A 22,738-nucleotide genomic window follows, 5' to 3' on the forward strand; every position below is an offset into this window, starting at 1 on the left:
TTTTAAGGCATTGTTTCTGATAATGCTTTTGGTGGAGGTGCCAGATTGGTCATGTTCATAGATTCTATTGAAGTAACGTCTGTGTTTTCTTCGGTGGTGGCTGATCTGGACATTGCCTTCTCTCTTTCTCTTTTTTGGGCTGTAGGGACTAAAAATATAGTCTGGTAACCTGCATATTCAGGTTTGGCCATTCTGTTTTTAGGATGATTCATGGGATATTTTCCCATATAGATCCTGATACCCGGATTTTTTAATTTTTGTTTTTTTGCGTTTTCTTTTACGTATTTAATATATCCTTCCATATCTTCCAGCGAAAACCAGTACCATCGGGAATCGGGTTCACCGTTTCTGTACTTCATGAGAATTTCATGATTGGTTCTGGTGTATTCATCAAAAAGAACCCTGCCTTCACGATAGCTGATCAGTTTCTTTTTATAACTGTTGCTAACGGGTTCTTTAGGAGGTTCGGAGCAGCTGATCAGACAAAAAGTCAATAGAAATGCTGCACAAATCAGATTTAAAATCTTAGTAAAAAAGGAAGTTTTCATTTTTATGGTTTTAATTTTATGGAACAAAATTAGCTAACGGCACAACTATAAAAAAGAGGGAAAACACTGTTTTTATCCTTTAATAAATTTACGACTTTTTGATATTCAGATGAATAGAATGTGTTAGTTTGTTTTTGTTTTTAAAATAATATTCCAATTGTACCCTTCAAAATAGAAAAATCTGTGTCTCTGTTTATCCATAAGGTATCCCGAAATTGAATCGGAAATAAAACTCAAAAAGAAGCATGAAAATCACAATCACAGGCTATAAAAAAGAAGAAAGATTTTTACAGGGAGTAACCAATGATGAGGATACAGAACTGATTAATTTTTTAATCAATAAAGGATTAAACATCGTTCCCACCATCTGGAATGATCCGAATGTAGACTGGAGCAGTTATGATGTTGTTGTCATCAAATCTCCCTGGGATTATCACAACCATTTAAATGAATTCCTGGGCTGGCTGAACAGTCTTGAAAAATTAGGAGTAAAAGTCCTGAATCCCGTAGAAATCATCCAATGGAACAGTGATAAACATTATCTGAAAGATCTTGAAGAAAATGGACTTCCCGGCATTCCTGCAGAATATCTTGAAAAAGGATCTGTATTGGAAAGGCATTTTTTTGATCGTTTCAATACTGAAAAACTGGTGGTAAAACCCTGTGTAAGCGCCGGAGCACAAAATACAATTACTGTAAGCAAAGATAATTTCAACGAGCGTTCTGCAGAAATTGAAACTCTTCTGAAAGAGCAGGACTATATGGTGCAGCCTTTTGTAGAGGAGATTAAAAACGGAGAGTGGTCATTCCTATTTTTTAATGGAAAATACAGTCATTGTTCATTAAAAACACCTAAACAGGGAGATTTCAGGGTACAGCATTATCATGGGGGAAGCATCAGTTATCCCGAACCGGATCCATTGCACATAGAACAGGCGGGATTGTATTTGAAAAGTCTGCCGGAGGAAACTCTTTATGCAAGAGTGGATGGTGTTTTAATTAATAATTCATTTCATTTAATGGAGCTGGAATTGATAGAACCTTATTTGTTTTTGAATGGGAATCCTGATTTACTGGAAAACTATTATGAGGCATTAATGGCTCTGACAAAATAATTTAGAGTGAATAATTTTTAAAATTAAAATAAAAACAGGACCGGAAATCTATTCCCGGTCCTGTCAAACAAGATTAAGTGTAAAATTTAGCCTTTAAAGGCAAAAAGGATAATTCAAATGTGAACAGATTTTTATTGATTCTTAATCTATGTTTAGGGGAATTGATAGTAATGGTATTTTATTCTTATAAGCCATTATAGCTGTTTTACTTCGATGAAACAGGGATTCCACAAGATTGTATTTATAAGGAACCATAGTTAAAAGGTCTGGTCCCGTTAGTCTTATTTCCTCTTCAATAGCTTTGATGACCTCAATGGATTGAATCATTTTAAAGCTATACTTAATATCATCCAGATCATATCCGGAGTTCAGATCAATATCATGAATAACTTCAGCAAAATCTTCTAACCTTTCACTTACATTGAAAACCTCAATCTCAGCATTGAATTCATTAATAAAGTGGTAAATATCATTCATGGCAGACCAGGTCATGCTTTTGTGCGTATCATAAGCAAAAAGTATTTTTTGGATTCCAGTATATTCTATGTGGGCAGGAACAATGAGTATGGGTTTTTTAATCCTGTGAATCGCCCTTGTTACACTGTTTCCTAAAAGCTTTTGTTCCAGCGTTTTCTCGGCCATTCCCATCACAATAAAATCACAATCATGGAGTTGCATACAGTTTTCAAGCTCTTCAATAAAATTACCGGAAGCCAGATGATGTTGGGTTTCGACAGCATATAATCTTTTAAGCTCAGCTGCCTTATCCTCCAGGTGTTTTTGATTCTTAATCGTTTGAGTGTAGAAAAAATCAGCTGAAGCCTGTGCATTCAAAGCATGGATAGAAACGGTTTGCAGATTAAAAAGTATAATCCTGTATTTATTTTCTTTAGCCATAGAAGCAGCATAATGAGTAGCGTTTTCAGCTTCCTGGGAAAAATCTGTGCAGACAATTATTGTTTTCATTGTACCGGATTTAATACCACAAAACTATGATAGACACTTGTTCTCTTACTCTAAAAATAATGTGATGTTGCATAAAATGATGATGAAATGTCTTTTTCAGGTGATGAACCGTCACATCCATTTGAACGCTGCTATTTTACGTTTCATGTCCTGTTTTGGCGGTCTCGTCTAAAATGGAGGATACTCATATAAAATCTATTTCTATATTTACATTCATAAAGTCCCGGATATGAATAGAATTTCTACCATCAGGAAAAATATAGTACGGAATAAGAAGATTCTTTCTACCATGAAAAGAAGGCTCGTAATCTGGGCTTTAGCAGTAGTCACTTTCTGTGTTTTTTCCTATCTTATTGATCCCTTTGATCCTGTTTGGAAAGGATATCTGGACGCTCCGCTGAAGATGATTCTGGAAGATGCCACATGGATTGTCTTTTTTTCTATCATTATTTCTGAGGTAAGTATATTTATTGACAGAACACTCAATAAATGGCTTCCCTGGAGAAACAGAACGGTAAAACGACTGTTCATCCAATGTTTGCTCCAGATCGTGGGAAGTGTGATGATCGTGATCATTATTAATGCCATTGTAGACTGTACCTCAGTGACATTACCCGAAATGGATTCCCGCAAAGAATATACACTTCTGGGACAATGGATCGCAACCAACATTGTAATATCATTGATTATCAGTGCTTTTAATACCGTAGATTATTTATTGGAAAACTGGAAAAAAACAGCAGTAGAAGCGGCTCAACATAAACTGAGGGCTTCCAAACATAAGCAGGCTGCAATGGCTGCAGAGCTTCAGGCTCTTAAGCTTCAGATAGATCCTCATTTTATTTTTAATAACTTAAGTGTATTGTCAGAACTCATTCTGGAAGATCAGCAGCTAGGTTATGATTATTCTGAGAAGTTTGCGAGAGTATACAGATATCTGTTAGTCAATTCCAAAAAAGACATCATTGCCGTAGAAGAGGAACTCAAATTTTTAGAATCCTATATCTTTCTGATTGAAAAAAGAATTGGGGAAGGAGTCGTATTCAAAATAGATATTAAGGAAGAATACAAATCCAGATTCACCCTTCCGCTGTCTTTACAGTTATTGGTTGAAAATGCTATTAAACACAATCAGACATCCAAAGTAAATCCACTGGAAATCCATGTTTACACAAACGAGGAAGGAGAATTGGTTGTTTCTAATACTATTTTGCCTTTAATCAATAAGCCGGATTCATCAGGAGTAGGGCTTACCAATATTATTGCACGGTACGAAATCTTAGGATATCCTAAACCCGTGATTGAAAAAACAGAAGATAAATTTATTGTAAAACTCCCATTGATATGAAGATTAATAAAGTTTTAATCGTTGAAGACGAAAGACCTAATGCCGACAGATTAAAAAGACTGTTGTTGAAGTTAAGACCCCATATCGAAATTCTGTCTGTGGAAGACTCGATAACCTCAACAGTACACTGGCTGGAAAATAATGTGGTCCCGGATGTTATTATGATGGATGTACGCCTTGCAGATGGTCTCAGCTTTGAAATATTTAACAAACATGAAATTAAAAGTGCTGTTATTTTCACCACAGCCTATGATGAATATGCAGTACAGGCATTCAAGTATAACAGTGTAGATTACCTTCTGAAACCTATTGAAGAAGAAGAACTGGATGCCGCCTTAAAACGCTATGAAACCTTTATGGAATCCGTTCCGGTAGTAGGAACAGCCATTGAAGGACTCTTGAATTACATACAGCCGAAAGATTACAGAAAACGTTTTCTGATCGCCCACAGAGACGGATATAAAACCGTTCTGGCAGAAGATATCTTATACTTTTACACCGAATTGGGAATCAGCAAAGCCATGCTGAATACCGGAGTGGTAGAAAATGTTCCGCAAACTCTTGAAGAACTTGAAAAACAGCTGGATCCTAAATTCTTTTTCCGCGCCAACAGACAATTTATCATCCATATCAATTCCGTAAAGCAGATTTTTAATCATTTTAACGGAAAATTAAAGCTGGAACTGAGAAAGCAGCCTGATATGGAAGTCATTGTAAGCCGGGAAAAAGCTTCCATTTTCAAATCCTGGATGGATTATTAATTTCATAAAAATACAGAGAAGGCTGTCAAAAGTCAAATAATTTGGCCTATGTCATTGACTACGTCGAATCTTCGATTTCTGACGAAGGAAGAATCTCATCAATATCCAAATACATGGGATTCTTCACTACATTTATGAACTTTGTTCGCAGACTTTCAGTCTGTGTTCAGAATAACACTTTTGAGACATCCTCTTTTCTTTTCACTTATGAAATACATTAGTTTATCCTCAATGATTTCACTCTTATTTCCACATAAAAATCTCTTTTTTGTCATAATTATAAACGAAAATAGCTGTTTTCCCTTCATTTTTCCTATCATACGTTTCACCTGCAATTAATGACACTTCACCCAACTTCTGAATGAATATCACTATAAGATGAAGTTATTTTGCTCCTGTAAAATTTAAAAACCAATGTTATGAATTACAGAAAAGGATATCTGGTACTTTCACTTACAGCTGCAGCGATATTGTACTCATGCGGTTCCGGGAACGGCCAGGAAAATGCTCAGCAGATGCAGCAGGCATTGCCTACAGATTTTATCCAGGTGAAGTCCGGAGATGCAGATGTGTCTACAGGATATCCGGGAAGCATAGAAGGACAGGATAATGTAGATATTAAAGCACAGGTAACAGGATATCTGGAAGCAGTATATATCAAAGAAGGACAGTATGTAAGCAAAGGACAGACCCTTTTCAGAATCAATCCATCCGTATACAACGAACAGGTAAATACCAATGAAGCCGCCTTGAAATCTGCTATTGCAGCTCAGGAAACAGCAAGACTTGAAGTGGAAAAACTAAAACCCCTTGTGGAAGGAAAAGTAGTTTCAGATATGCAGCTGAAAACAGCACAGGCAAGTTATAAAGCAGCATCAGCACAGGTAGCACAGGCACAATCATCATTAGGATCATCAAAGATCAACGCCAATTTTACCTACATCAAAGCTCCGGTTAGCGGATATATTGGGCGAATTCCGAATAGAGTAGGAAACCTTATCAGTCCGTCAGATGCTTCTCCGCTGACAACACTTTCAAGCATCAACAGCGTGAATGTATACTTTTCAATGAATGAAGCTGATTTTATTGCCCACAGCAGAGCATCGGTATCAGGAAATACCGCAGAAAATGTTGAGCTTATCCTGGCAGACGGTTCTACTTATTCTCTTCAAGGGAAACTGGAAAATGCCAGCGGAAACTTCGACAGAAATACTGGAAGCATCCAGATGAAAGCTGTTTTTCAGAATCCTGATAAATTATTAAGAGCAGGAGGAACTGCAAGAGTCATGATCCATAATGCTCTGAACGGAGTGATCAGACTTCCGAAAACATCAGTAAAAGATATTCAGGACAGATTCTTTGTCTATAAACTGAATGGTAAGGATAAAGTAAAAATGACTCAGATTACCGTTTCAGGAAGTACCTCTCAGGATTACTTCATCAAAGAAGGCGTGAATGCAGGAGATAAGATTGCCATCAACAGAATTGATGCCCTTACAGACGGAGCGCAGGTGGTGGCACACACCGTTCCTTTGAAATAGTTGTATAACCATTCTTAGAAAATTCAAAAATGTTAAAAAAGATAATAGACCGTCCGGTACTGGCGACGGTAATATCCCTTATCATCGTCATTTTAGGGATTATAGGATTAAACCAGCTGGCGGTGACCAGATTCCCGGATATTTCTCCACCTACGATTACCGTTTCAGGATCGTATCCCGGAGGAAACAGTGAAACCGTGATTCGTTCCGTGGTAACTCCGCTGGAAGAACAGATCAATGGAGTGGAAGATATGGAATACATGAAATCCACAGCAAGTAATGATGGAACCTTTTCCATCTCCATTATATTCAAACAGGGAGTGAATGCCGATCAGGCAGCGGTAAACGTGCAAAACAGAGTGCAACAGGCCACTCCGATACTTCCGCAGGAGGTCGTGAGAATGGGATTGACCACATCCAAGCAACAGAACAGTATGGTATTGATTTTCAATATTTATACTGAAGATAATAAACAGTACGATGAAACTTTCCTTCAGAACTATGCGAATATCAACCTTATTCCGCAGGTAAAAAGAGTAAAAGGAGTTGGGCAGGCTATGGTATTCGGGTTGAAAGATTATTCCATGAGAATATGGCTGAACCCTCAGAAAATGTCATCGTACGGACTTGAGCCGGCAGATGTTTCCAGAGCCATTGCAGACCACAGTTTAGAATCTGCTCCCGGTAAACTGGGAGAAGAATCTGATGCCGCCTTAGAATATGTAATCAGATACAAAGGAAAAAAGAATAAGCCTGAACAATATGAAAATATAATTGTTAAAAATACAGGAAGCCAGGTTATTAGGTTAAAAGATGTAGCCCGTGTAGAATTCGGAGCGATTTCCAATACAGGAGATAACCTTTCCAACGGGAAAAATGCAGTTACTGTAGCCATTATGCAAACCACAGGATCCAATGCGAATCAGATTGAAATAGGGGTAAACAAAGCCCTTGACCAATTATCAAAATCATTCCCTCCAGGTATCAAATATACGAAGGTAATGAGTACCAAAGAAAGATTGGATGAGGCTACAGGACAGGTGAAATCTACTCTGATAGAAGCATTTATTCTGGTATTTATCGTGGTATTTATTTTCTTACAGGATTTCAGATCTACGATTATTCCGGCAGTAGCAGTTCCGGTAGCGATTATAGGTACCTTCTTCTTCCTTCTGGTTTTAGGATTTACCATCAACGTACTGACCCTTTTTGCCCTTGTACTGGCCATCGGTATTGTCGTAGATGATGCCATTGTAGTAGTGGAAGCTGTTCATAGCAATATGGAAGGAACAGACCTTTCAGGAAGAGAAGCTACTCACAAAGCGATGAGTGAAATTACAGGAGCGGTTATTTCTATTACATTGGTGATGTCGGCAGTATTTATTCCCATCGGATTTATGTCCGGTTCTGCAGGATTATTCTATAAGCAGTTTGCCTATACATTAGCCATAGCAATTATTATTTCAGCAGTTAACGCATTGACTTTAACTCCGGCTTTATGTGCCGTGTTTTTGAAAAACAATCACTCAGGAGAAGGTAAAAAACCAAAAGGATTCGGGCAAAGATTTGCGGTAGCATTCAATGCCGGATTCAATAATATGACTAACCGTTATGCAAAAGGAGTGCGCTTTTTAATAGGAAGAAAGTGGATTGCAGGAGGATTAATCGTAGCCGTTATTGGTGTTGCAGGCTGGCTGATGTCAAGCACGCCTAAGAGTTTTGTACCAATGGAAGACGACGGATTTTTCATGTACACTTTAAGCATGCCTCCCGGGACAGCATTGACCAAAACGACAGAAGTTTCCAATAAGATCAATGAAATCTTAAAAGGAGTAGACGCAGTGCAGGAAAATACTTCCATTACAGGATACAACCTTCTTAGTAACAGTGCAGGACCCGCTTATGCAATGGGATTTGTTAAACTGAAGCCTAAGAAAGAAAGAGGTGAAGTTCAGGATATTCAGGAAGTGGTAGACATGGCGAATGCAAAATTGGGAGTGATCAAAGAAGGAAGTGTGATGACTTTCAGAATGCCTCCTGTAGAAGGATATGGAATGACGAATGATGCCGAAATCGTGCTTCAGGATCGTATGGGAAGAGACCCTCAGGTTCTTAAAGCCAAAGCAGATGAACTGATCGGCCAGTTGATGCAGGTTCCGGAAGTGGCATTTGCCTACACCATGTTCCGGGCAGATTATCCTCAGATGGAGCTTGAAGTGAATGAAGATAAAGCAAAACAACTGGGAGTAAGCATTTCCAATCTGTTGGGAACTGTTCAGACCTATTTCTCAGGAGACCAGTCTCAGAATTTCTCAAGATTCGGGAAATTCTACAGAGTGAATATTAAAGCGGACGGAGTTTTCAGAATGGACGAGCAGGCGTTCAATGATATTTTCGTAAAGAATGAAAAAGGAGATATGGTTCCGGTGAATACATTGATTACTTTGAAAAAAGTCTACGGTCCGGAATCCGTTCAGCGTTACAATCTTTACAACTCGTTAAATATCAACGTATCTCCAAAACCTGGAGTAAGTAACGGAGAGTTAATGGGCAAGCTGGAACAGACTTTAAGCAAATTACCATCTGATTACAGTTATGAATGGACAGGATTGAGTCTGGAAGAAAAATCAGCAGGGAATCAAACAATTGCCATCTTCGGGCTGTGTTTACTTTTTGTATATCTGCTACTGGCAGCTCAATATGAAAGTTATATTCTTCCTCTGGCAGTAATGCTTTCCATCCCAACAGGAATTGTAGGAGCATTCTTAGGAATAAAAGCAATCGGACTGGATAATAATATCTATGTACAGGTAGGATTGATTATGCTTATCGGTCTTCTTGCCAAAAATGCGATCCTTATTGTAGAATTTGCCATACAAAGACGAAAAGCAGGTCTTTCCATTCTGGATTCTGCACTGGAAGGAGCGAAGGCGAGATTACGTCCCATTATCATGACTTCATTAGCTTTTATTGTCGGAATGATTCCGCTGATGATTTCTTCAGGAGGAATGGCTTCAGGAAATAAATCCATCAGTACAAGTGCAGCCATGGGAATGCTGAGCGGAGTGATTTTAGGAGTTTTTGTAATTCCTGTACTCTACATGTTCTTTCAGTATCTGGATGAGAAATTCTCTACCAAAAAGAAGTATCATACAACAGAAAATCAATTGACAAATGAGCATATTTAATATAAAGAATTTCCTTATTTCAGGCGCAATGGCATCACTACTGATGTCTTGTGCCGTAGGGAAAAAATATACAAGAACGGATCTTCAGATTCCAGAAACCTATAAAGAATCTGTGCAGGTAACGGGAGATACTGTGGTACTGCCATGGAAGACATTCTTCAAAGATCCCAAATTGATAGGTTTAATAGATAAAGCCCTTTCAAGAAATAATGAAGTGAATGTCGCTTTGAAAAATATAGAACAGTTGGATCTGATTTATAAACAGGCTAAACTAGGTCTGATGCCCACATTAGATCTTACAGCAGGAGCCAACAGAAGCTGGGCGTCTACCAATACCCTTAACGGCTCCCTGAATGAACAGTTTGTCGGTACAAAATACATGGATGATTTCAGTGCCGCACTGAGACTTTCCTGGGAAGTAGACATTTGGGGAAAGGCTAAAATGCAGAAAGAATCTGCGGCGGCAGAGTATTTTGGACAAAAAGAAAATTTAAATGCTATCAAAAGCAGAATCGTTGTTCAGGTAGCTCAGGCTTATTATAATCTGATCAGTCTTGATGAACAGCTGAAAATAGCCGAACAGAATATCGAGTTGAGTGACAATACACTTAAAATGATGAATCTTCAGTTTAAAGCAGGGCAGATAAATTCATTGGCCGTTCAGCAATCGGAAGCACAGAAAAAAACTGCTGAGCTGCTGATTCCTTTAGCAAAACAGAATATTTCTATCCAGGAAAATGCTTTGAGTATTCTTTGTGGAGAATATCCGGCCAAAGTAGAAAGAGAAGGAAATCTGAAAACAATGATTCCTGAAAACAAACTATCAGAAGGATTGCCTGCACAACTGCTGAGCCGTAGACCAGATCTGAAAATGGCAGAGTTTAACGTAATTAGCCTCAACTCAAAAACCGGATTGGCAAAAGCCGCCATGTATCCAAGTATCAGCCTGAGCCCACAGATAGGAGTAAATTCCAATAAATTCAGCTCGTGGTTTGATATTCCCGGATCTATTACCAAAGCAATTGCGGCTAATCTTGCTGCCCCTATTTTTCAGAAAAAACAGTTGAAAACAGCTTATGATACTGCTTTAATTGAACAGGAAAAAGCGGGCATCAACTTTAAACAGTCAGTAATGACTGCGGTGGGAGAAGTTTCCGATGCTATGGCTAAGTCGAAAGGTTCTTCAGAAAGATTACAGCTTTTAGAACAGAGAACAGCTATTCTGGACAAAGGAATCAATGATGCACTGAAGCTGTATAAAAGTGGAATGGCAACCTATCTGGAAGTCATCACTGCCCAGAATAATAAACTTCAGAATGATCTGGAAGCCATCAATGTGACCCTTGAAAAATTAAATGCTGAGGTAGATCTTTACAGAGCACTTGGCGGTGGAGTACAATAAAATACAACTGGTAAATAATGAAAAGGAAGCTATGTCATGTAGTTTCCTTTTTTGCTGTTTATAAAAGACAAATAGAGCTTCATTTTGATAACAGGTACGGAATTTGCAGTGAGATGATGAAATTTTATATTCACAAAATCAATTGGTTATAAATTTTTTTATTCTTTTTTTAGAAAAGGATGCAAGATTTTCAGAAAACAGGATTTATATAGATGAGTACTCGAAAATAATTAATGTTTAACGAAAATGTAATGCAATGAAAAAATTGACAGTACCCCGATTTTTTATAACAGTTTTAATGGTTTTAGTAGGATTTACCCTATACTCTTGTAATGATAATGAAGGACCGGATATTCCACCTGTAAAAATAGAAAACTTACCAGGTAACTATAAAGGAAAACTGATTATTGTACAGGGAAATATCAAAAGAGAAGGCGTAAAAGAGTTCAAAGTAAAGAAAGACACCATCTCATTTGCAGAATTTCCAATAAGTGATATTGTAAAGACTGTGGTGAAAGATCCTGTAAAAGCAGAAAAAGCCATACAAGCACTGGGAAAGGTGAAATATGACGTTAAATATGCTGCAGTAATCAATACAACGAATAATGTGATAGAGCTTACTTTGACCCCAAAAACAATGGAACTTCAGATTCCTGTAGACGGTGTGAATAAAAAGACAGTGGTAGAATTTGTTTCTAAGCAGAAAGGATATTATGTAGGGTTGGATCAAACGCTTAGATATGCTCTCACAGCAGAAAAAATTACAGTAGATGGTACATTGGTTACTCCTTATGAGGTGATTGATTATAATTTTCCATTCTGTATAAAAAATTAATTAATAGATATTATCATCAATGGATTGCGCCTTATTAAAAAGATGCAATCTATTTTTGCTTGACAGTTTAACATCCCAGCGGATACGGAGGCAGCAGCATTATATGGAAGAAAGTAAAGAACAGATTTTGGTAAAGCACCTTCTGATGAAGGAGGAAGCTGCCTGGAAAGAGCTTTTTGGAGCTTATTCCAGAAATCTGTCCTATGTGTGCTCCCGTTATCTGGCAGAAAAAGAAGATGTTCATGATGTGCTCCAAAACAGTTTTATTAAAATGTTCCGTTCAATAGAATCTTTTGAGTACAGAGGAAATGGTTCTTTAAAAGCCTGGATGACCCGTATCACAGTCAATGAATCGTTGAAGCATATCAAACAGAAAGGAGATTTTAAATCTGCTGTAGAAGTAAATGACCTTCCAGATATTCCTAATGAAGAAGAACCGGATTTTGAAGAGATTCCCCGTGAAGATATTATGATGATGATCAGAGCACTTCCTGATGGATACAGAACTGTTTTTAATCTGTATGTGTTTGAGAAAAAAAGCCATAAAGAAATTGCCGTACTGCTGGGGATTGCAGAAAATTCTTCTGCATCACAGTTTCACAGGGCAAAAGGAATGCTTGCTCAGAAAGTAAAAGAATTTAAAATGTCAAAAAAAGCACAATATGAATAATGAATGGCTAAATAACCTGCGAAGCAGAATGGATGACCATGAAGAGGACATTCCGGAAGGGTTGTGGGATGACATTAAAGATGAATTATTTTCCGGAGAAGAAAATGACAGCATTCCCGGATTTATTCCTGAAGTTCATGAAGGGGGAGCAAAGCAAGAAAAAGGAACAAATGCAGGAAACAGATCCATATTTTATCGCGTTGGAGGGATTGCAGCAGCCATTGCATTATTGTTTTTGCTGACCAGAATACTACCCCAGAATGATACTGGAAAAACTCTGTCTCAGAAACCGGCAGATGGGAAGGGAGAAAAGGAAAAAAATTATGTAGAAACTACAGAAACTGAGAATATTTCAGGCAGTGAAGTAAAATCAAAAACAGATGATTTTTTAGCTGAAAATATATTGAACATCGGTGCTCCGGAGAAAACGTTGACACAAAGATATGCTGATAATGGAGTAGAAAATCAGGCTGGAAGCAATCAGAAGATCCAGGATGTCTTCAAGCTTCCTACAGCATCGGAGTCTTTTCAGCAGGAAAGTAAGATCGCCCAGAAAACATCAGTTATTGATGATACGGTGAAAGAAACTGTAAAAGAACAGGCTTCTGATGAGGTTCTTTTTAATCAGGAAAAAGTAAAGGAAGTCTATGCTGAAAATACACAGCGTAAAGCCACGAAATCCAGAGATAAAAAATCATGGATGTTAGGTATGCTTACAGGAAATATGGGTTCCAATTCTGCAGAACAGCAGTTTCCTGGCTATGCTTCAATCACTGGAAAAGCGATGAATGTAGAGCAGGTATGGGCTACAGCTGAATATCATGATGATCCTCTGACGGCTATATTACTGGCCAATCAAAGTCAGCCGGTAGAAGCGAGAATCAGACATAAAGTACCGGTGACATTCGGGCTTTCTGTGTACTATAACTTGGGAAAAAGATGGGGAATAGGAACAGGGCTGAACTATACCAAGCTTTCTTCTGAGTTGCATTCCGGAAGTGACAATAATTATATTAAAGGAGATCAGACAGTTCATTATATAGGAATTCCTGTTCAGGTTAATTATAATGTCATTCAAAAAGGGAAATTCACAGGATATATTACAGCTGGAGCGCTGGTAGAAAAACCAATAGCAGGTAATATTACAACAACTTATGTTGTCGATGATCAAATTAAGGAGTCCTCAAAAGAACGTGTGGAGCCTAAGCCTCTGCAGTTTTCTGTCAATACAGCTGTAGGATTTCAGTTAAAGCTCATTGATAAGGTTGGAATTTATGCAGAACCGGGAATAGGATACCATTTTAAAGAAGAAAATGCCCCCAATACCATTTACAAAGAAAAACCTCTTCAATTTAATATGAAATTCGGAATAAGAGTGCTGCTGGATTAAGGCACACCATTTTTACAACACCAAACTTAATAATCTATATATATGAAAACAAAACTAATTTTTTTAGTGGTTGTACTATTCAGCATTCTGAATATTAAAGCACAATGTACACCCACAATTACCAGTGCAAGACTTGGACAAAAGTATCCGGGAACGATTTTATTCTGTAGTACTGAAGATGAGGTTCTTTCCACGACACAGACGTACACAACGTATCAGTGGTACAAACAGGAATGGACATGGCAGACACCTAATAATAACCCGTGGGTAGCTATTCCGGGAGCAACATCTCAGCAGTTAACCATTAGTGGGAACGATCAGTTGAATTATTTTAAAGTAGTGGTTTCTGAAGGCGACTGTACAGCAGAAAGCCCTACAGCATTTGCAGATGGTTTTGTATATGGTCTGCCGGCTATGATGACTACTTATACGCCCGGAACATATCAGGAAAATGCAGGAACAGTGAATGTCTGCAACGGAGCTTCTGTACAGTTTGATAATATTTTTCCTGTTGTATATGGTAAACATACCTGGTTCAAATGTGTACCAAGCAGTAATCCGCCGACGCTGGGAGATCCGTGTATCATCTCTGGTGTAGTGGGAGATACTTATGTGGCTACCAGTTCAGGGAAATACGGATTTTATGCCTGTACGGAATATTGTCCGGATCAATGTGAGATGTTAGATCCGTTTGCATTTGTAGAACTCAATTTCGGAGATTGGGAATTCTGCAGCAATCTGGGAACAGGAGAGACAAAAATTAAAGATAATAATCTGAAAATTTATCCTAATCCTACGGCGCAGCACCTTTATATTGGGAAAGAATCGGATAAAATCTATAAGGAAGTTATCATCATTGATATGTCCGGAAAACTTGTCCTGAAGAAAGTAGATCACAGATATAATCAGGCGATTGATGTAAGCAGTCTGGTACCAGGAAATTATATCATTGTTTCTAAAAGCACAGATGGAACAGAATATAAAAATAGATTTATAAAAAAATAATAGGATTATAAAATCTGAAGATGTTTAAAAATTGATTGTGGGAAGGAAGAATGGATGTCAGAGGAGGGATGTTCCTTGTATTGAAGAAGAACTGAAGTAATTTATTTTAATACTTTACGCTCATAGATACATTTCATCCTTGTTAATCTAATGACGGTCATAATTACCCCCAAAAGGAGTTCTCTTTATGGCATCCGGCTTCCTGACTCACACTTTTTTTAAGTATTCAGACGAATAATCTTTTTCGTTAGTTTTTAATAATGGTTGAGTCGGTACAAATTTTTTTGTACCGGTTTTTTTTATTCTATGATGAGATAAATCCCTTTGTTGCAGGCTTTCCCTGAGGAATTTTCTTTTCAGAAATACATTGAGTTTCTTGTAAATAATATAAACTTGCAGAAAATTTCATAAAAATTATTTGATAAAAAAAGATGTAAATGATAAATATTGTAACTTTGTTTGGTTGAAAACTTATAACAAACATATCGGCCACATTCTTGTCCTTTGTCTGGTGCTTTTCTTAGTACCGAACTTAGGCTTTGCGTGCACAAAGAAAGATATAAAAAAGGATCAAACTTTAGGTTATAAGTGTCAAACCAGCAGCTTATCAGATAAATTCTGCTGTAAACCTGGTTTTTGTAAAAAAGATAAAAACCATAATGACTGCAATGGCAAATGCAAACACAATTCGTGCCGATGCGGAACTGTGATCTCATTAACAGGGCTTCCTGTTATGGCCGATCTGAAAATCAAAAATCATTTCAGAGAAGAAACGAAACTTAAATTTAGTTTCAGTCAAACCTATTATTCTTCAGGTTTTTCTTCTATCTGGCAACCTCCCAAAATAGGATAATTATCTGGCCGTACAGCCAGAAATAGGTCTTGTCGAAAGCAAACTTTTGTTTTCGGACAATCTGTTGTATTCCAATTATCAATTTTTAAAAATCAGAAAAATGAAATCATTATCAAAAATATTGATGGTAATCAGTGCATTACTATCATACACCATAGGTTTTGCACAGATTAAAAATGCAAAAACAGAGGCGGTAAAAATATATGGCAACTGTGATATGTGTAAAACCAATATCGAAAAAGCCGGGAATCTAAAGAACATTTCATCTGTAGTATGGAATGAAGATACAAAAATGGCTACCCTGAATTATGATGCCCAAAAAACAAATCAGGAAGAAATACTGAAACGTATTGCTTTAGCCGGTTATGACAGTGAAAAATTCTTAGCTCCGGACGATGCTTACAGTAAGCTGCCAGGCTGCTGCCAATACAAAAGAGAGCTAAAACCTGCCAGCATGAATAAAGATAAGGAGATGAATATGAATAATGAACACGCCAATCATGATCACAGCAAAATGACTGAGGCTAACAGTTCTGAAAATAAAAATGAATCTCAGCTTAAAGCAGTTTTTGACAATTATTTTTCTTTAAAAGATGCCCTGGTAAATACTGATGCAGGAACTTCATCGGCAAAGGCCGCCTCGTTGGTAAAAGCCATTCAGAATGTTGAAATGGGCAAGCTTTCCAATGAAGAACATACCGTTTGGATGAAAGTTTTAAAAGATCTGACAACACAGGCAGAAAAAATAGCAAGTACTAAAGACATTGAAAAACAGAGAGGCACTTTTGCACTTCTGTCTGAAAATATCTATGCCCTTACCAAAGTTTCAAAACAGAGCGAAACGGTGTATTACCAGCATTGCCCAATGTTTAATAATGGAAAAGGAGCAAACTGGCTTAGCAAAGAAGAAGCTATCAAAAATCCGTTTTACGGGTCCAAAATGCTTACCTGTGGCAGTGTTCAGGAAACGATTAGCAAGAAGTAATAAAATTTTTAATAAGTAAGTATCAAAACAATGAAACATATAATAGTATCAATCATCATATTAACAGCCGTAATTTCCTGCAAGCAGTCTCCAAATAAAGAAAGTGAACTAAAAACACAGGACAGTACATCCATATCTGAAACAAAGACGGCTCCATTACATGATTCTTTAGTTGCCGCTGAACCAGTAAGTGCTACGGCTCAGAAAACTGAACCAGTTAAAACAGAAACTCAGGTCCAAAATTTTAGTATTGAACCTATTATTAAAGATTATTTGGCTCTTAAAAATGCACTTGTTGCAGACAATGACAAAGGAGCAGCCAGTGCAGGGAAAAAATTACTGGCGACCATCAAAAATGTGGATGTGAAAAGTATTCCTTCCGGTAAACAAAAAGAGTATCAAGAAATAGCAGACAACGCAAAGGAAAACGCTGAACATATCGGTGATAATGCCGGGAAAATTGATCATCAGCGTGAGCATCTGGCTTCTTTAAGCAAAGATGTTTCGGATCTTATTGCCTTATTTGGCAGTTCACAAAAACTGTATCAGGATCATTGCCCAATGTATAATGACGGTAAAGGAGCAGTGTGGATCAGTGAAACCAAAGACATCAAAAATCCTTATTATGGAAATCAGATGTTAAGCTGTGGTTCTGTGAAAAAACAGTTCTGAGAATGAAACAAATACTGAAAAGAATTTTGGTATTTGTTCTGTTTCTTTTTATTGCAATACAATTGTATCAGCCCGCCTTTAATATAGACAAAGGCAAGGCTGTTACAAAAGATTTTACAAGGGTTTATAATATGCCGGCTGAAGTACAAACTCTGTTTCGGAATTCCTGCTATGATTGTCATAGTAATACGACCGATTATGCATGGTACGATTATATACAGCCTGCAAGAGCACTTGTAGAAAACCATATTAAAGACGCAAAAGATGACCTGAATTTCAGTGAATGGGAAACCTATTCCAACCGAAAGCAGGTAAGATTGCTGAATTCAATAAAGGAACAGATTGTAAACAGACAAATGCCACTGTCGTCGTATACTCTAATGCACAGAAAAGCAAAACTGAGTGATGGCGAAATTAAAATAATGACCGAATGGTTAAAAGAGCAGAGCAAAGTTTATGAATAAAAATAATACAATGAATATACCTCAGAATATCACCATAAGATTACTTCAGGCAGTTTTGATTTTCTTCTGCTGGCAAGGTGTTTTAGCACAGAAAGTAGTACGATATGAGCTATATGTAAAAGATACCCTGGTCAGCTACGCCGGGAAAGAAAAAAGGGCCATCGCTGTTAACGGACAGATACCAATGCCTACTCTTACCTTTACAGAAGGAGATACCGCAGAAATTGTAGTCCACAATCAGCTGAAAGAAAGTACATCACTGCATTGGCATGGAGTATTTTTGCCCAATAAAGAAGACGGTGTACCTTGGTTGACCCAAAAGCCCATAAAGCCTGGCGCTACCTATACCTATCGTTTCCCGGTTATTCAACATGGAACGCACTGGTATCATTCCCATTCCGGGCTTCAGGAACAGATTGGAATGTATGGAAGTTTCGTCATGAAAAAAAGAGAGGATGACAAAACCTTCAGAAAAGGAATTGATGACCTGCCTACAGTTCCTATTATTTTAAGTGAATGGACGAACCTGAATCCTGATAATATCAACAGAATGCTGCATAACGCGAATGACTGGGCAGCGATTAAGAAAAACGCCACACAGTCTTATGTAGAAGCCATTAAAGAAGGTCACTTTAAAACAAAATTGACCAATGAGTGGAAACGCATGCTGGCCATGGATGTAAGTGATGTGTATTATGATAAAGTGTTAATCAATGGAAATAACAGTACAGATTTAAAAACTGTAGACGGCAAAAAACTAAAAGCAGGAGATAAAGTACGTTTAAGGATCTCAAACGGAGGAGCTTCTTCCTATTTCTGGTTACGCTATGCAGGAGGTAAAATTACGGTTGTGGCCAATGATGGTAACGATGTAGAACCAGTAGAAGTAGACCGACTGATTATTGCTGTTTCTGAAACTTATGATGTCGTAGTAACCATTCCTCAGGATGGCGTTTCCTATGAATTTTTAGCTACTACAGAAGACAGAACCCAATCTGCAAGCTACTTTGTAGGTAATGGAATCAAACAACTCATTTCTCCTCTTCCCAAACTTAAATACTTTGAAGGAATGAAAATGATGAATGACATGATGAAAATGAACGGAGATCTGAATGATATGGGAATGAAAATGAGCCTTAATCAAATGGATATGAATGTGGTGATGTACCCTGAGATCACAGGTGATGGGAAGAAGAAACAAGATCACAGCCAGCACAATATGAATGCAGATAAAGGAATGGATAAGGAAATGAACATGGATAGCAACAGGTATAATGCCAATGCTTTAGGCAATATTAAAACCCTGAATTATGCCATGCTGCAATCTCCTCATAACACAGAGCTTCCTAAAGATGCTCCCGTAAAGGAATTAAAATTTACCCTCACCGGAAACATGAACCGCTATGTGTGGAGCATGGATAATAAAATCTTATCTGAAACCGATAAAATCCCGGTAAAAAAAGGAGAAATATTAAGAATTACCATCTATAATAATTCCATGATGAGACATCCGATGCATTTACACGGTTTTGACTTCAGGGTAATTAATGGCAAAGGAGAAAAGTCTCCCCTGAAAAATGTACTGGATGTGATGCCAATGGAAACCGATACGATTGAATTTCAGGCTAATGAAGAAGGAGACTGGTTCTTCCACTGCCATATCCTTTATCATATGATGGCAGGAATGAATAGGGTTTTTGCAGTAGATGATTATAAAAATCCATATTTACCAGACAAAAAAGAAGCCTATAATATGCTTCAGAGAGAAAGCAATATGCCCCATTTTATGATTCAGAATGATTTTGCAACCAATGGAAATGACGGGGATGCAATGCTTCAGACTGCAAGATGGAATCTCTCTACAGAATGGCGTTTAGGATATAATGATATGCATGGATATGAAGTGGAAACGCATTTGGGAAGATACATCGGGAAGATGCAGTGGTTTATGCCATTTGTAGGATTCGACTTTCGTTATAGAAAAATGGGAATTGATGAGCAGGAGAAAAATATCTTTGGACAAAAAAATGAAAAAGATACCCGAAGAGCGGTGAGCTTAGGTTTTGTGTATACTCTTCCGATGCTTGTGAACTTTCAGGCAGAAGTATATCATGACGGTATCGTTCGTTTACAGTTGATGAGAGAAGATATTCCCATCTCAAAACGATTGAGAGGAGGTTTTATGGTCAATACCGATAAAGAATACATGACTGAATTAAAGTATATTCTTAATAAAAATGTAAGCATTCGTGCCCACTATGACAGTGATATGGGATGGGGAGCAGGAATTTCTTTAGCTTATTAAATGATAGGGGATAAGAAAGATTAATAATTACTCAATTACAAGAAGCAGCTATTTAATGGCTGCTTCTTTCTTTTAGATATATAGACGAATATACTTTAGCGGAATGTTTTGCTTTCCACATGACTTTTTTCATACAGACCAAAATAAAGTACAACAATGGATTTATATTTATAGCTGAATGTAAGCTTGTTATGATTTTAAAGAAAATTTATCAATCAATCAATCAATATTAATTATAATTAGAACAATTAAAAATAAAATCCTTTTTCCTTTGGGAGTTTACAGGTGAACCTTTAATTTTGCTATTTATAATAATTATAAATAATGAAATTGTATCAGCGTATTTTTATCTTTCTCATTTTTACCCTTACAATTTCCCTCATTAAAGCACAGGATGCTGATTTTACAGTTCAGGGAGCTGTACAGAATCATGCAATGCAGGGATTAAATGGAGTAAATATTTTTGTTGAAAACACAAAAATAAATACAAAAACCGATCAAAACGGAAATTTCAAGATTAGTTACAAGAAAGGAGAAGCTACATTAGTCTTCAGTCTGGATGGTTACAAAAAACTCAAAAAGAAAATAAACTTCGGTAGCAAAGTATCTCCGTTAATTATCCAATTAGCTGATGATCATGCGGCTGTGCAAGAAGTTGTAGTACACGGCAAGGGTAAAGTAAAAGCACTGCAAGACGGTGCTTTTACTGTTAATGCTATTGATGTTGCTAAATTGGCCAATACCACAGCAGATCTTAATCAGGTTCTGAACAGAACAACAGGGATTAAAGTCCGCCAACAGGGAGGTATAGGTTCCGATTATAACTTTTCTATCAATGGAATGTCAGGTAAAGCAGTGAAATTCTTTATCGATGGTGTTCCTTTGGAAATGCTTGGAAAAGGTGTGGATCTGAGTACGTTACCTGTAAATATGGCAGACCGTGTAGAGATCTATAAAGGCGTAGTTCCTATCCATTTAAGTACAGATGCTATGGGTGGAGCGGTCAATATTATTACGCCGTCAAGCAGCAAAAATTACCTGGATGCAAGTATAAGTATTGGTTCTTTTAATACCCAGCGTATCAATCTGAATGGACAGTTTAAAGATGATAAAACCGGAATTATCATGCGTATCAACAGTTTTTATAACCATTCGGATAACGACTATCTGATGAAGGATATGAAAATCTGGAATGCTGCTAAAAACGAATATGAGCTAAAAGACCTGAAACGTTTTAATGACAGGTATCAATCTGTTTTTGGGATGGCTGAAGTAGGATTGGAAAACAAAAGCTGGGCAGATTCTTTCTTTGTGGGAATGTCACAATCCGTTTTTGACAAACAGATCCAGACCGGTTCCAATCAGGAAGTAGTATATGGAGGGGTAAAGCAAAACGGACAGGCTCATAATTACTTTATGAAGTATAAAAAAACAGGTCTGTTCAATGATCATCTGGATGTGAATGTGTATGCCGGTTTCTCAAAAAGCGTTCAGAAAGCAACAGATACCCTTATGCGTAAATACAGCTGGGATAATACTTTTGAACCTTCAGCAACAAGTGAAAAAGGAGGAAGAACGATCATCATGCAGCATGAAGACCGTCTTTACTCACAGGTTGGGGCTACTTACAAAATAGTTGAGCATCACAAGCTTATCTTCAATTATGTACTTGATTATCTTAAGAATACCACATTCAATCAACTTGAAGAGGAAAAAAAGAATGTACCTCCGGCGAAGATGACCAAACAGATTTTGTCTATGGCTTATCAACAGGAGTTTTTCAATAGGCATTGGACTAATATTTTCTTTGCTAAATACTATCAGGTAGGACTTCAGAAAATGGTTTTCGATCCGGTGACCAGAACTGATAATCCGGCAAAGGACAATTTTAGCAGCTGGGGCTATGGTCTTGCTACCACTGTGAAAATTACAAAAGAATTAGGAATAAAAGGATCCTTTGAACGCTCTTATCGTTTGGTAGAACCACAGGAAATTTTCGGAGACGGAGTTGCTGTAACCAGTAATATGAATCTGAAACCTGAAACCAGTAATAATGTAAACGTAGGGTTATACTATGGTCATCATTGGGGGCAGCATGCTTTCCGTATAGAAGGAGCAGGGTATATTCGGGATACAAAGGATTTCATTTATACCGTTCCCAATTTATATAACAGTACTTTCAAATATGAAAACCTGTCTAATATCTTTACACGAGGACTGGAAGGAGAGATCAGTTACCAATACAAAAGACTCCTGAACGTGTTAATGAATGTGAGCTACAACAAAGCGTATGACAATACAAAATTTGCCAATAACAGTGAAGATGTAGTTTCGGCTACTTACAAAAAAGATGTTCCCAACCAGCCTTGGTTATTTGGAAATGTAAATGTAAGCCTTGGTAAAGACGACTGGTTTCAGAAAGACAGCAGGATAGAGCTTTACTACGGACTACAGATGACAGAATGGTTCTACAAAAACTGGAAATCCTATGGAAATCCACGCAACATTCCGATTATTCCAAGACAAACGCTTCACAACATAGGTATAAGTTATTCCATGAAGAACGGAAGATATAATCTGGCGTTTGATGTAAGCAACGTTGGGGATGCGCTGGCTTATGACAATTTCAAACTTCAGAAGCAGGGACGTGCTTTCTATTTAAAATTCAGATACCTACTTAAGTAAAAGAT

General features: G+C 37.4%; 18 protein-coding genes. 16 read left to right on the forward strand and 2 right to left on the reverse strand.

Annotated elements, in window-relative coordinates; genetic code table 11:
* Window positions 1-2: 2 nt before the first annotated feature.
* Window positions 3-548 carry a hypothetical protein gene (locus ACKTTZ_RS08745; RefSeq protein ID WP_079243771.1) on the reverse strand — a complete coding sequence of 182 codons (546 nt, stop codon included), beginning with the start codon at window positions 546-548 and terminating at the stop codon, window positions 3-5.
* A 245-nt stretch (window positions 549-793) separates the two neighbouring features.
* Between ACKTTZ_RS08745 and ACKTTZ_RS08750 the strand changes: the two genes are divergently transcribed.
* Entirely contained in the window at window positions 794-1,663 is an 870-nt protein-coding gene (locus ACKTTZ_RS08750; protein ID WP_253315891.1) for a RimK family alpha-L-glutamate ligase, read from the forward strand.
* 141 nt (window positions 1,664-1,804) lie between these two features.
* Here ACKTTZ_RS08750 and ACKTTZ_RS08755 read toward each other — a convergent pair whose 3' ends face one another.
* Window positions 1,805-2,629: a universal stress protein gene (locus ACKTTZ_RS08755; protein ID WP_034691948.1), complete on the reverse strand. Its 825-nt coding sequence runs from the start codon at window positions 2,627-2,629 to the stop codon at window positions 1,805-1,807.
* A 229-nt stretch (window positions 2,630-2,858) separates the two neighbouring features.
* Between ACKTTZ_RS08755 and ACKTTZ_RS08760 the strand changes: the two genes are divergently transcribed.
* The 15 genes from ACKTTZ_RS08760 (at window position 2,859) to ACKTTZ_RS08830 (ending at window position 22,733) form a co-directional block, all read left to right on the forward strand.
* The gene (locus tag ACKTTZ_RS08760) at window positions 2,859-3,977 is read left to right on the forward strand and encodes a histidine kinase (RefSeq protein ID WP_034691946.1); all 1,119 of its coding nucleotides are present in this window, start codon (window positions 2,859-2,861) and stop codon (window positions 3,975-3,977) included.
* Entirely contained in the window at window positions 3,974-4,738 is a 765-nt protein-coding gene (locus ACKTTZ_RS08765) for a LytTR family DNA-binding domain-containing protein (RefSeq protein ID WP_034691944.1), read from the forward strand. The genes ACKTTZ_RS08760 and ACKTTZ_RS08765 overlap by 4 nt, the downstream gene beginning before the upstream one ends.
* A 419-nt stretch (window positions 4,739-5,157) precedes the next feature.
* Window positions 5,158-6,279, forward strand: a complete 1,122-nt coding sequence (locus ACKTTZ_RS08770; RefSeq protein ID WP_407848396.1) for an efflux RND transporter periplasmic adaptor subunit — start codon at window positions 5,158-5,160, stop codon at window positions 6,277-6,279.
* Window positions 6,280-6,308: 29 nt separating this feature from the next.
* Window positions 6,309-9,467, forward strand: a complete 3,159-nt coding sequence (locus ACKTTZ_RS08775; RefSeq protein WP_253315894.1) for an efflux RND transporter permease subunit — start codon at window positions 6,309-6,311, stop codon at window positions 9,465-9,467.
* Window positions 9,454-10,869 carry an efflux transporter outer membrane subunit gene (locus tag ACKTTZ_RS08780; RefSeq protein ID WP_407848398.1) on the forward strand — a complete coding sequence of 472 codons (1,416 nt, stop codon included), beginning with the start codon at window positions 9,454-9,456 and terminating at the stop codon, window positions 10,867-10,869. The genes ACKTTZ_RS08775 and ACKTTZ_RS08780 overlap by 14 nt, the downstream gene beginning before the upstream one ends.
* Window positions 10,870-11,125: 256 nt before the next feature.
* Window positions 11,126-11,704, forward strand: a complete 579-nt coding sequence (locus tag ACKTTZ_RS08785; RefSeq protein ID WP_034691938.1) for a DUF4840 domain-containing protein — start codon at window positions 11,126-11,128, stop codon at window positions 11,702-11,704.
* A 103-nt stretch (window positions 11,705-11,807) separates the two neighbouring features.
* Window positions 11,808-12,374 (forward strand): RNA polymerase sigma factor, encoded by a 567-nt coding sequence (locus ACKTTZ_RS08790; protein WP_034691935.1) that lies wholly within the window; start codon window positions 11,808-11,810, stop codon window positions 12,372-12,374.
* Window positions 12,367-13,764 (forward strand): outer membrane beta-barrel protein, encoded by a 1,398-nt coding sequence (locus tag ACKTTZ_RS08795; RefSeq protein WP_407848401.1) that lies wholly within the window; start codon window positions 12,367-12,369, stop codon window positions 13,762-13,764. The genes ACKTTZ_RS08790 and ACKTTZ_RS08795 overlap by 8 nt, the downstream gene beginning before the upstream one ends.
* 42 nt (window positions 13,765-13,806) lie before the next feature.
* The gene (locus ACKTTZ_RS08800; RefSeq protein ID WP_034691932.1) at window positions 13,807-14,769 is read left to right on the forward strand and encodes a T9SS type A sorting domain-containing protein; all 963 of its coding nucleotides are present in this window, start codon (window positions 13,807-13,809) and stop codon (window positions 14,767-14,769) included.
* Window positions 14,770-15,187: 418 nt separating this feature from the next.
* Window positions 15,188-15,622, forward strand: a complete 435-nt coding sequence (locus ACKTTZ_RS08805) for a hypothetical protein (RefSeq protein ID WP_156106358.1) — start codon at window positions 15,188-15,190, stop codon at window positions 15,620-15,622.
* 100 nt (window positions 15,623-15,722) lie between these two features.
* On the forward strand, window positions 15,723-16,607 hold the full coding sequence (locus ACKTTZ_RS08810) for a DUF3347 domain-containing protein (protein WP_407848403.1): 885 nt from the start codon (window positions 15,723-15,725) through the stop codon (window positions 16,605-16,607).
* Between the two features lie 30 nt (window positions 16,608-16,637).
* A complete protein-coding gene (locus tag ACKTTZ_RS08815; RefSeq protein ID WP_407848405.1) occupies window positions 16,638-17,279 on the forward strand; it encodes a DUF3347 domain-containing protein in 642 nt (213 codons plus the stop codon).
* A 2-nt stretch (window positions 17,280-17,281) separates the two neighbouring features.
* Window positions 17,282-17,743 (forward strand): heme-binding domain-containing protein, encoded by a 462-nt coding sequence (locus tag ACKTTZ_RS08820; protein WP_034691926.1) that lies wholly within the window; start codon window positions 17,282-17,284, stop codon window positions 17,741-17,743.
* Between the two features lie 10 nt (window positions 17,744-17,753).
* On the forward strand, window positions 17,754-20,048 hold the full coding sequence (locus tag ACKTTZ_RS08825; RefSeq protein WP_034692060.1) for a multicopper oxidase domain-containing protein: 2,295 nt from the start codon (window positions 17,754-17,756) through the stop codon (window positions 20,046-20,048).
* Between the two features lie 324 nt (window positions 20,049-20,372).
* Entirely contained in the window at window positions 20,373-22,733 is a 2,361-nt protein-coding gene (locus tag ACKTTZ_RS08830) for a TonB-dependent receptor (RefSeq protein ID WP_407848408.1), read from the forward strand.
* The last annotated feature ends 5 nt before the right edge of the window (window positions 22,734-22,738 follow it).

This window comes from Chryseobacterium sp. KCF3-3, from assembly GCF_045865955.1.
Taxonomy (GTDB): Bacteria; Bacteroidota; Bacteroidia; order Flavobacteriales; family Weeksellaceae; genus Chryseobacterium.

Coding starts and splice junctions, on each gene's coding strand:
- ACKTTZ_RS08755 (WP_034691948.1), bottom strand. CDS start 2,629: ATGAAAACAATAATTGTCTGCACAGATTTTTCCCAGGAAGCTGAAAAC.
- ACKTTZ_RS08800 (WP_034691932.1), top strand. CDS start 13,807: ATGAAAACAAAACTAATTTTTTTAGTGGTTGTACTATTCAGCATTCTG.
- ACKTTZ_RS08785 (WP_034691938.1), top strand. CDS start 11,126: ATGAAAAAATTGACAGTACCCCGATTTTTTATAACAGTTTTAATGGTT.
- ACKTTZ_RS08765 (WP_034691944.1), top strand. CDS start 3,974: ATGAAGATTAATAAAGTTTTAATCGTTGAAGACGAAAGACCTAATGCC.
- ACKTTZ_RS08745 (WP_079243771.1), bottom strand. CDS start 548: ATGAAAACTTCCTTTTTTACTAAGATTTTAAATCTGATTTGTGCAGCA.
- ACKTTZ_RS08810 (WP_407848403.1), top strand. CDS start 15,723: ATGAAATCATTATCAAAAATATTGATGGTAATCAGTGCATTACTATCA.
- ACKTTZ_RS08770 (WP_407848396.1), top strand. CDS start 5,158: ATGAATTACAGAAAAGGATATCTGGTACTTTCACTTACAGCTGCAGCG.
- ACKTTZ_RS08790 (WP_034691935.1), top strand. CDS start 11,808: ATGGAAGAAAGTAAAGAACAGATTTTGGTAAAGCACCTTCTGATGAAG.
- ACKTTZ_RS08750 (WP_253315891.1), top strand. CDS start 794: ATGAAAATCACAATCACAGGCTATAAAAAAGAAGAAAGATTTTTACAG.
- ACKTTZ_RS08775 (WP_253315894.1), top strand. CDS start 6,309: ATGTTAAAAAAGATAATAGACCGTCCGGTACTGGCGACGGTAATATCC.
- ACKTTZ_RS08830 (WP_407848408.1), top strand. CDS start 20,373: ATGAAATTGTATCAGCGTATTTTTATCTTTCTCATTTTTACCCTTACA.
- ACKTTZ_RS08795 (WP_407848401.1), top strand. CDS start 12,367: ATGAATAATGAATGGCTAAATAACCTGCGAAGCAGAATGGATGACCAT.
- ACKTTZ_RS08760 (WP_034691946.1), top strand. CDS start 2,859: ATGAATAGAATTTCTACCATCAGGAAAAATATAGTACGGAATAAGAAG.
- ACKTTZ_RS08815 (WP_407848405.1), top strand. CDS start 16,638: ATGAAACATATAATAGTATCAATCATCATATTAACAGCCGTAATTTCC.
- ACKTTZ_RS08820 (WP_034691926.1), top strand. CDS start 17,282: ATGAAACAAATACTGAAAAGAATTTTGGTATTTGTTCTGTTTCTTTTT.
- ACKTTZ_RS08825 (WP_034692060.1), top strand. CDS start 17,754: ATGAATATACCTCAGAATATCACCATAAGATTACTTCAGGCAGTTTTG.
- ACKTTZ_RS08780 (WP_407848398.1), top strand. CDS start 9,454: ATGAGCATATTTAATATAAAGAATTTCCTTATTTCAGGCGCAATGGCA.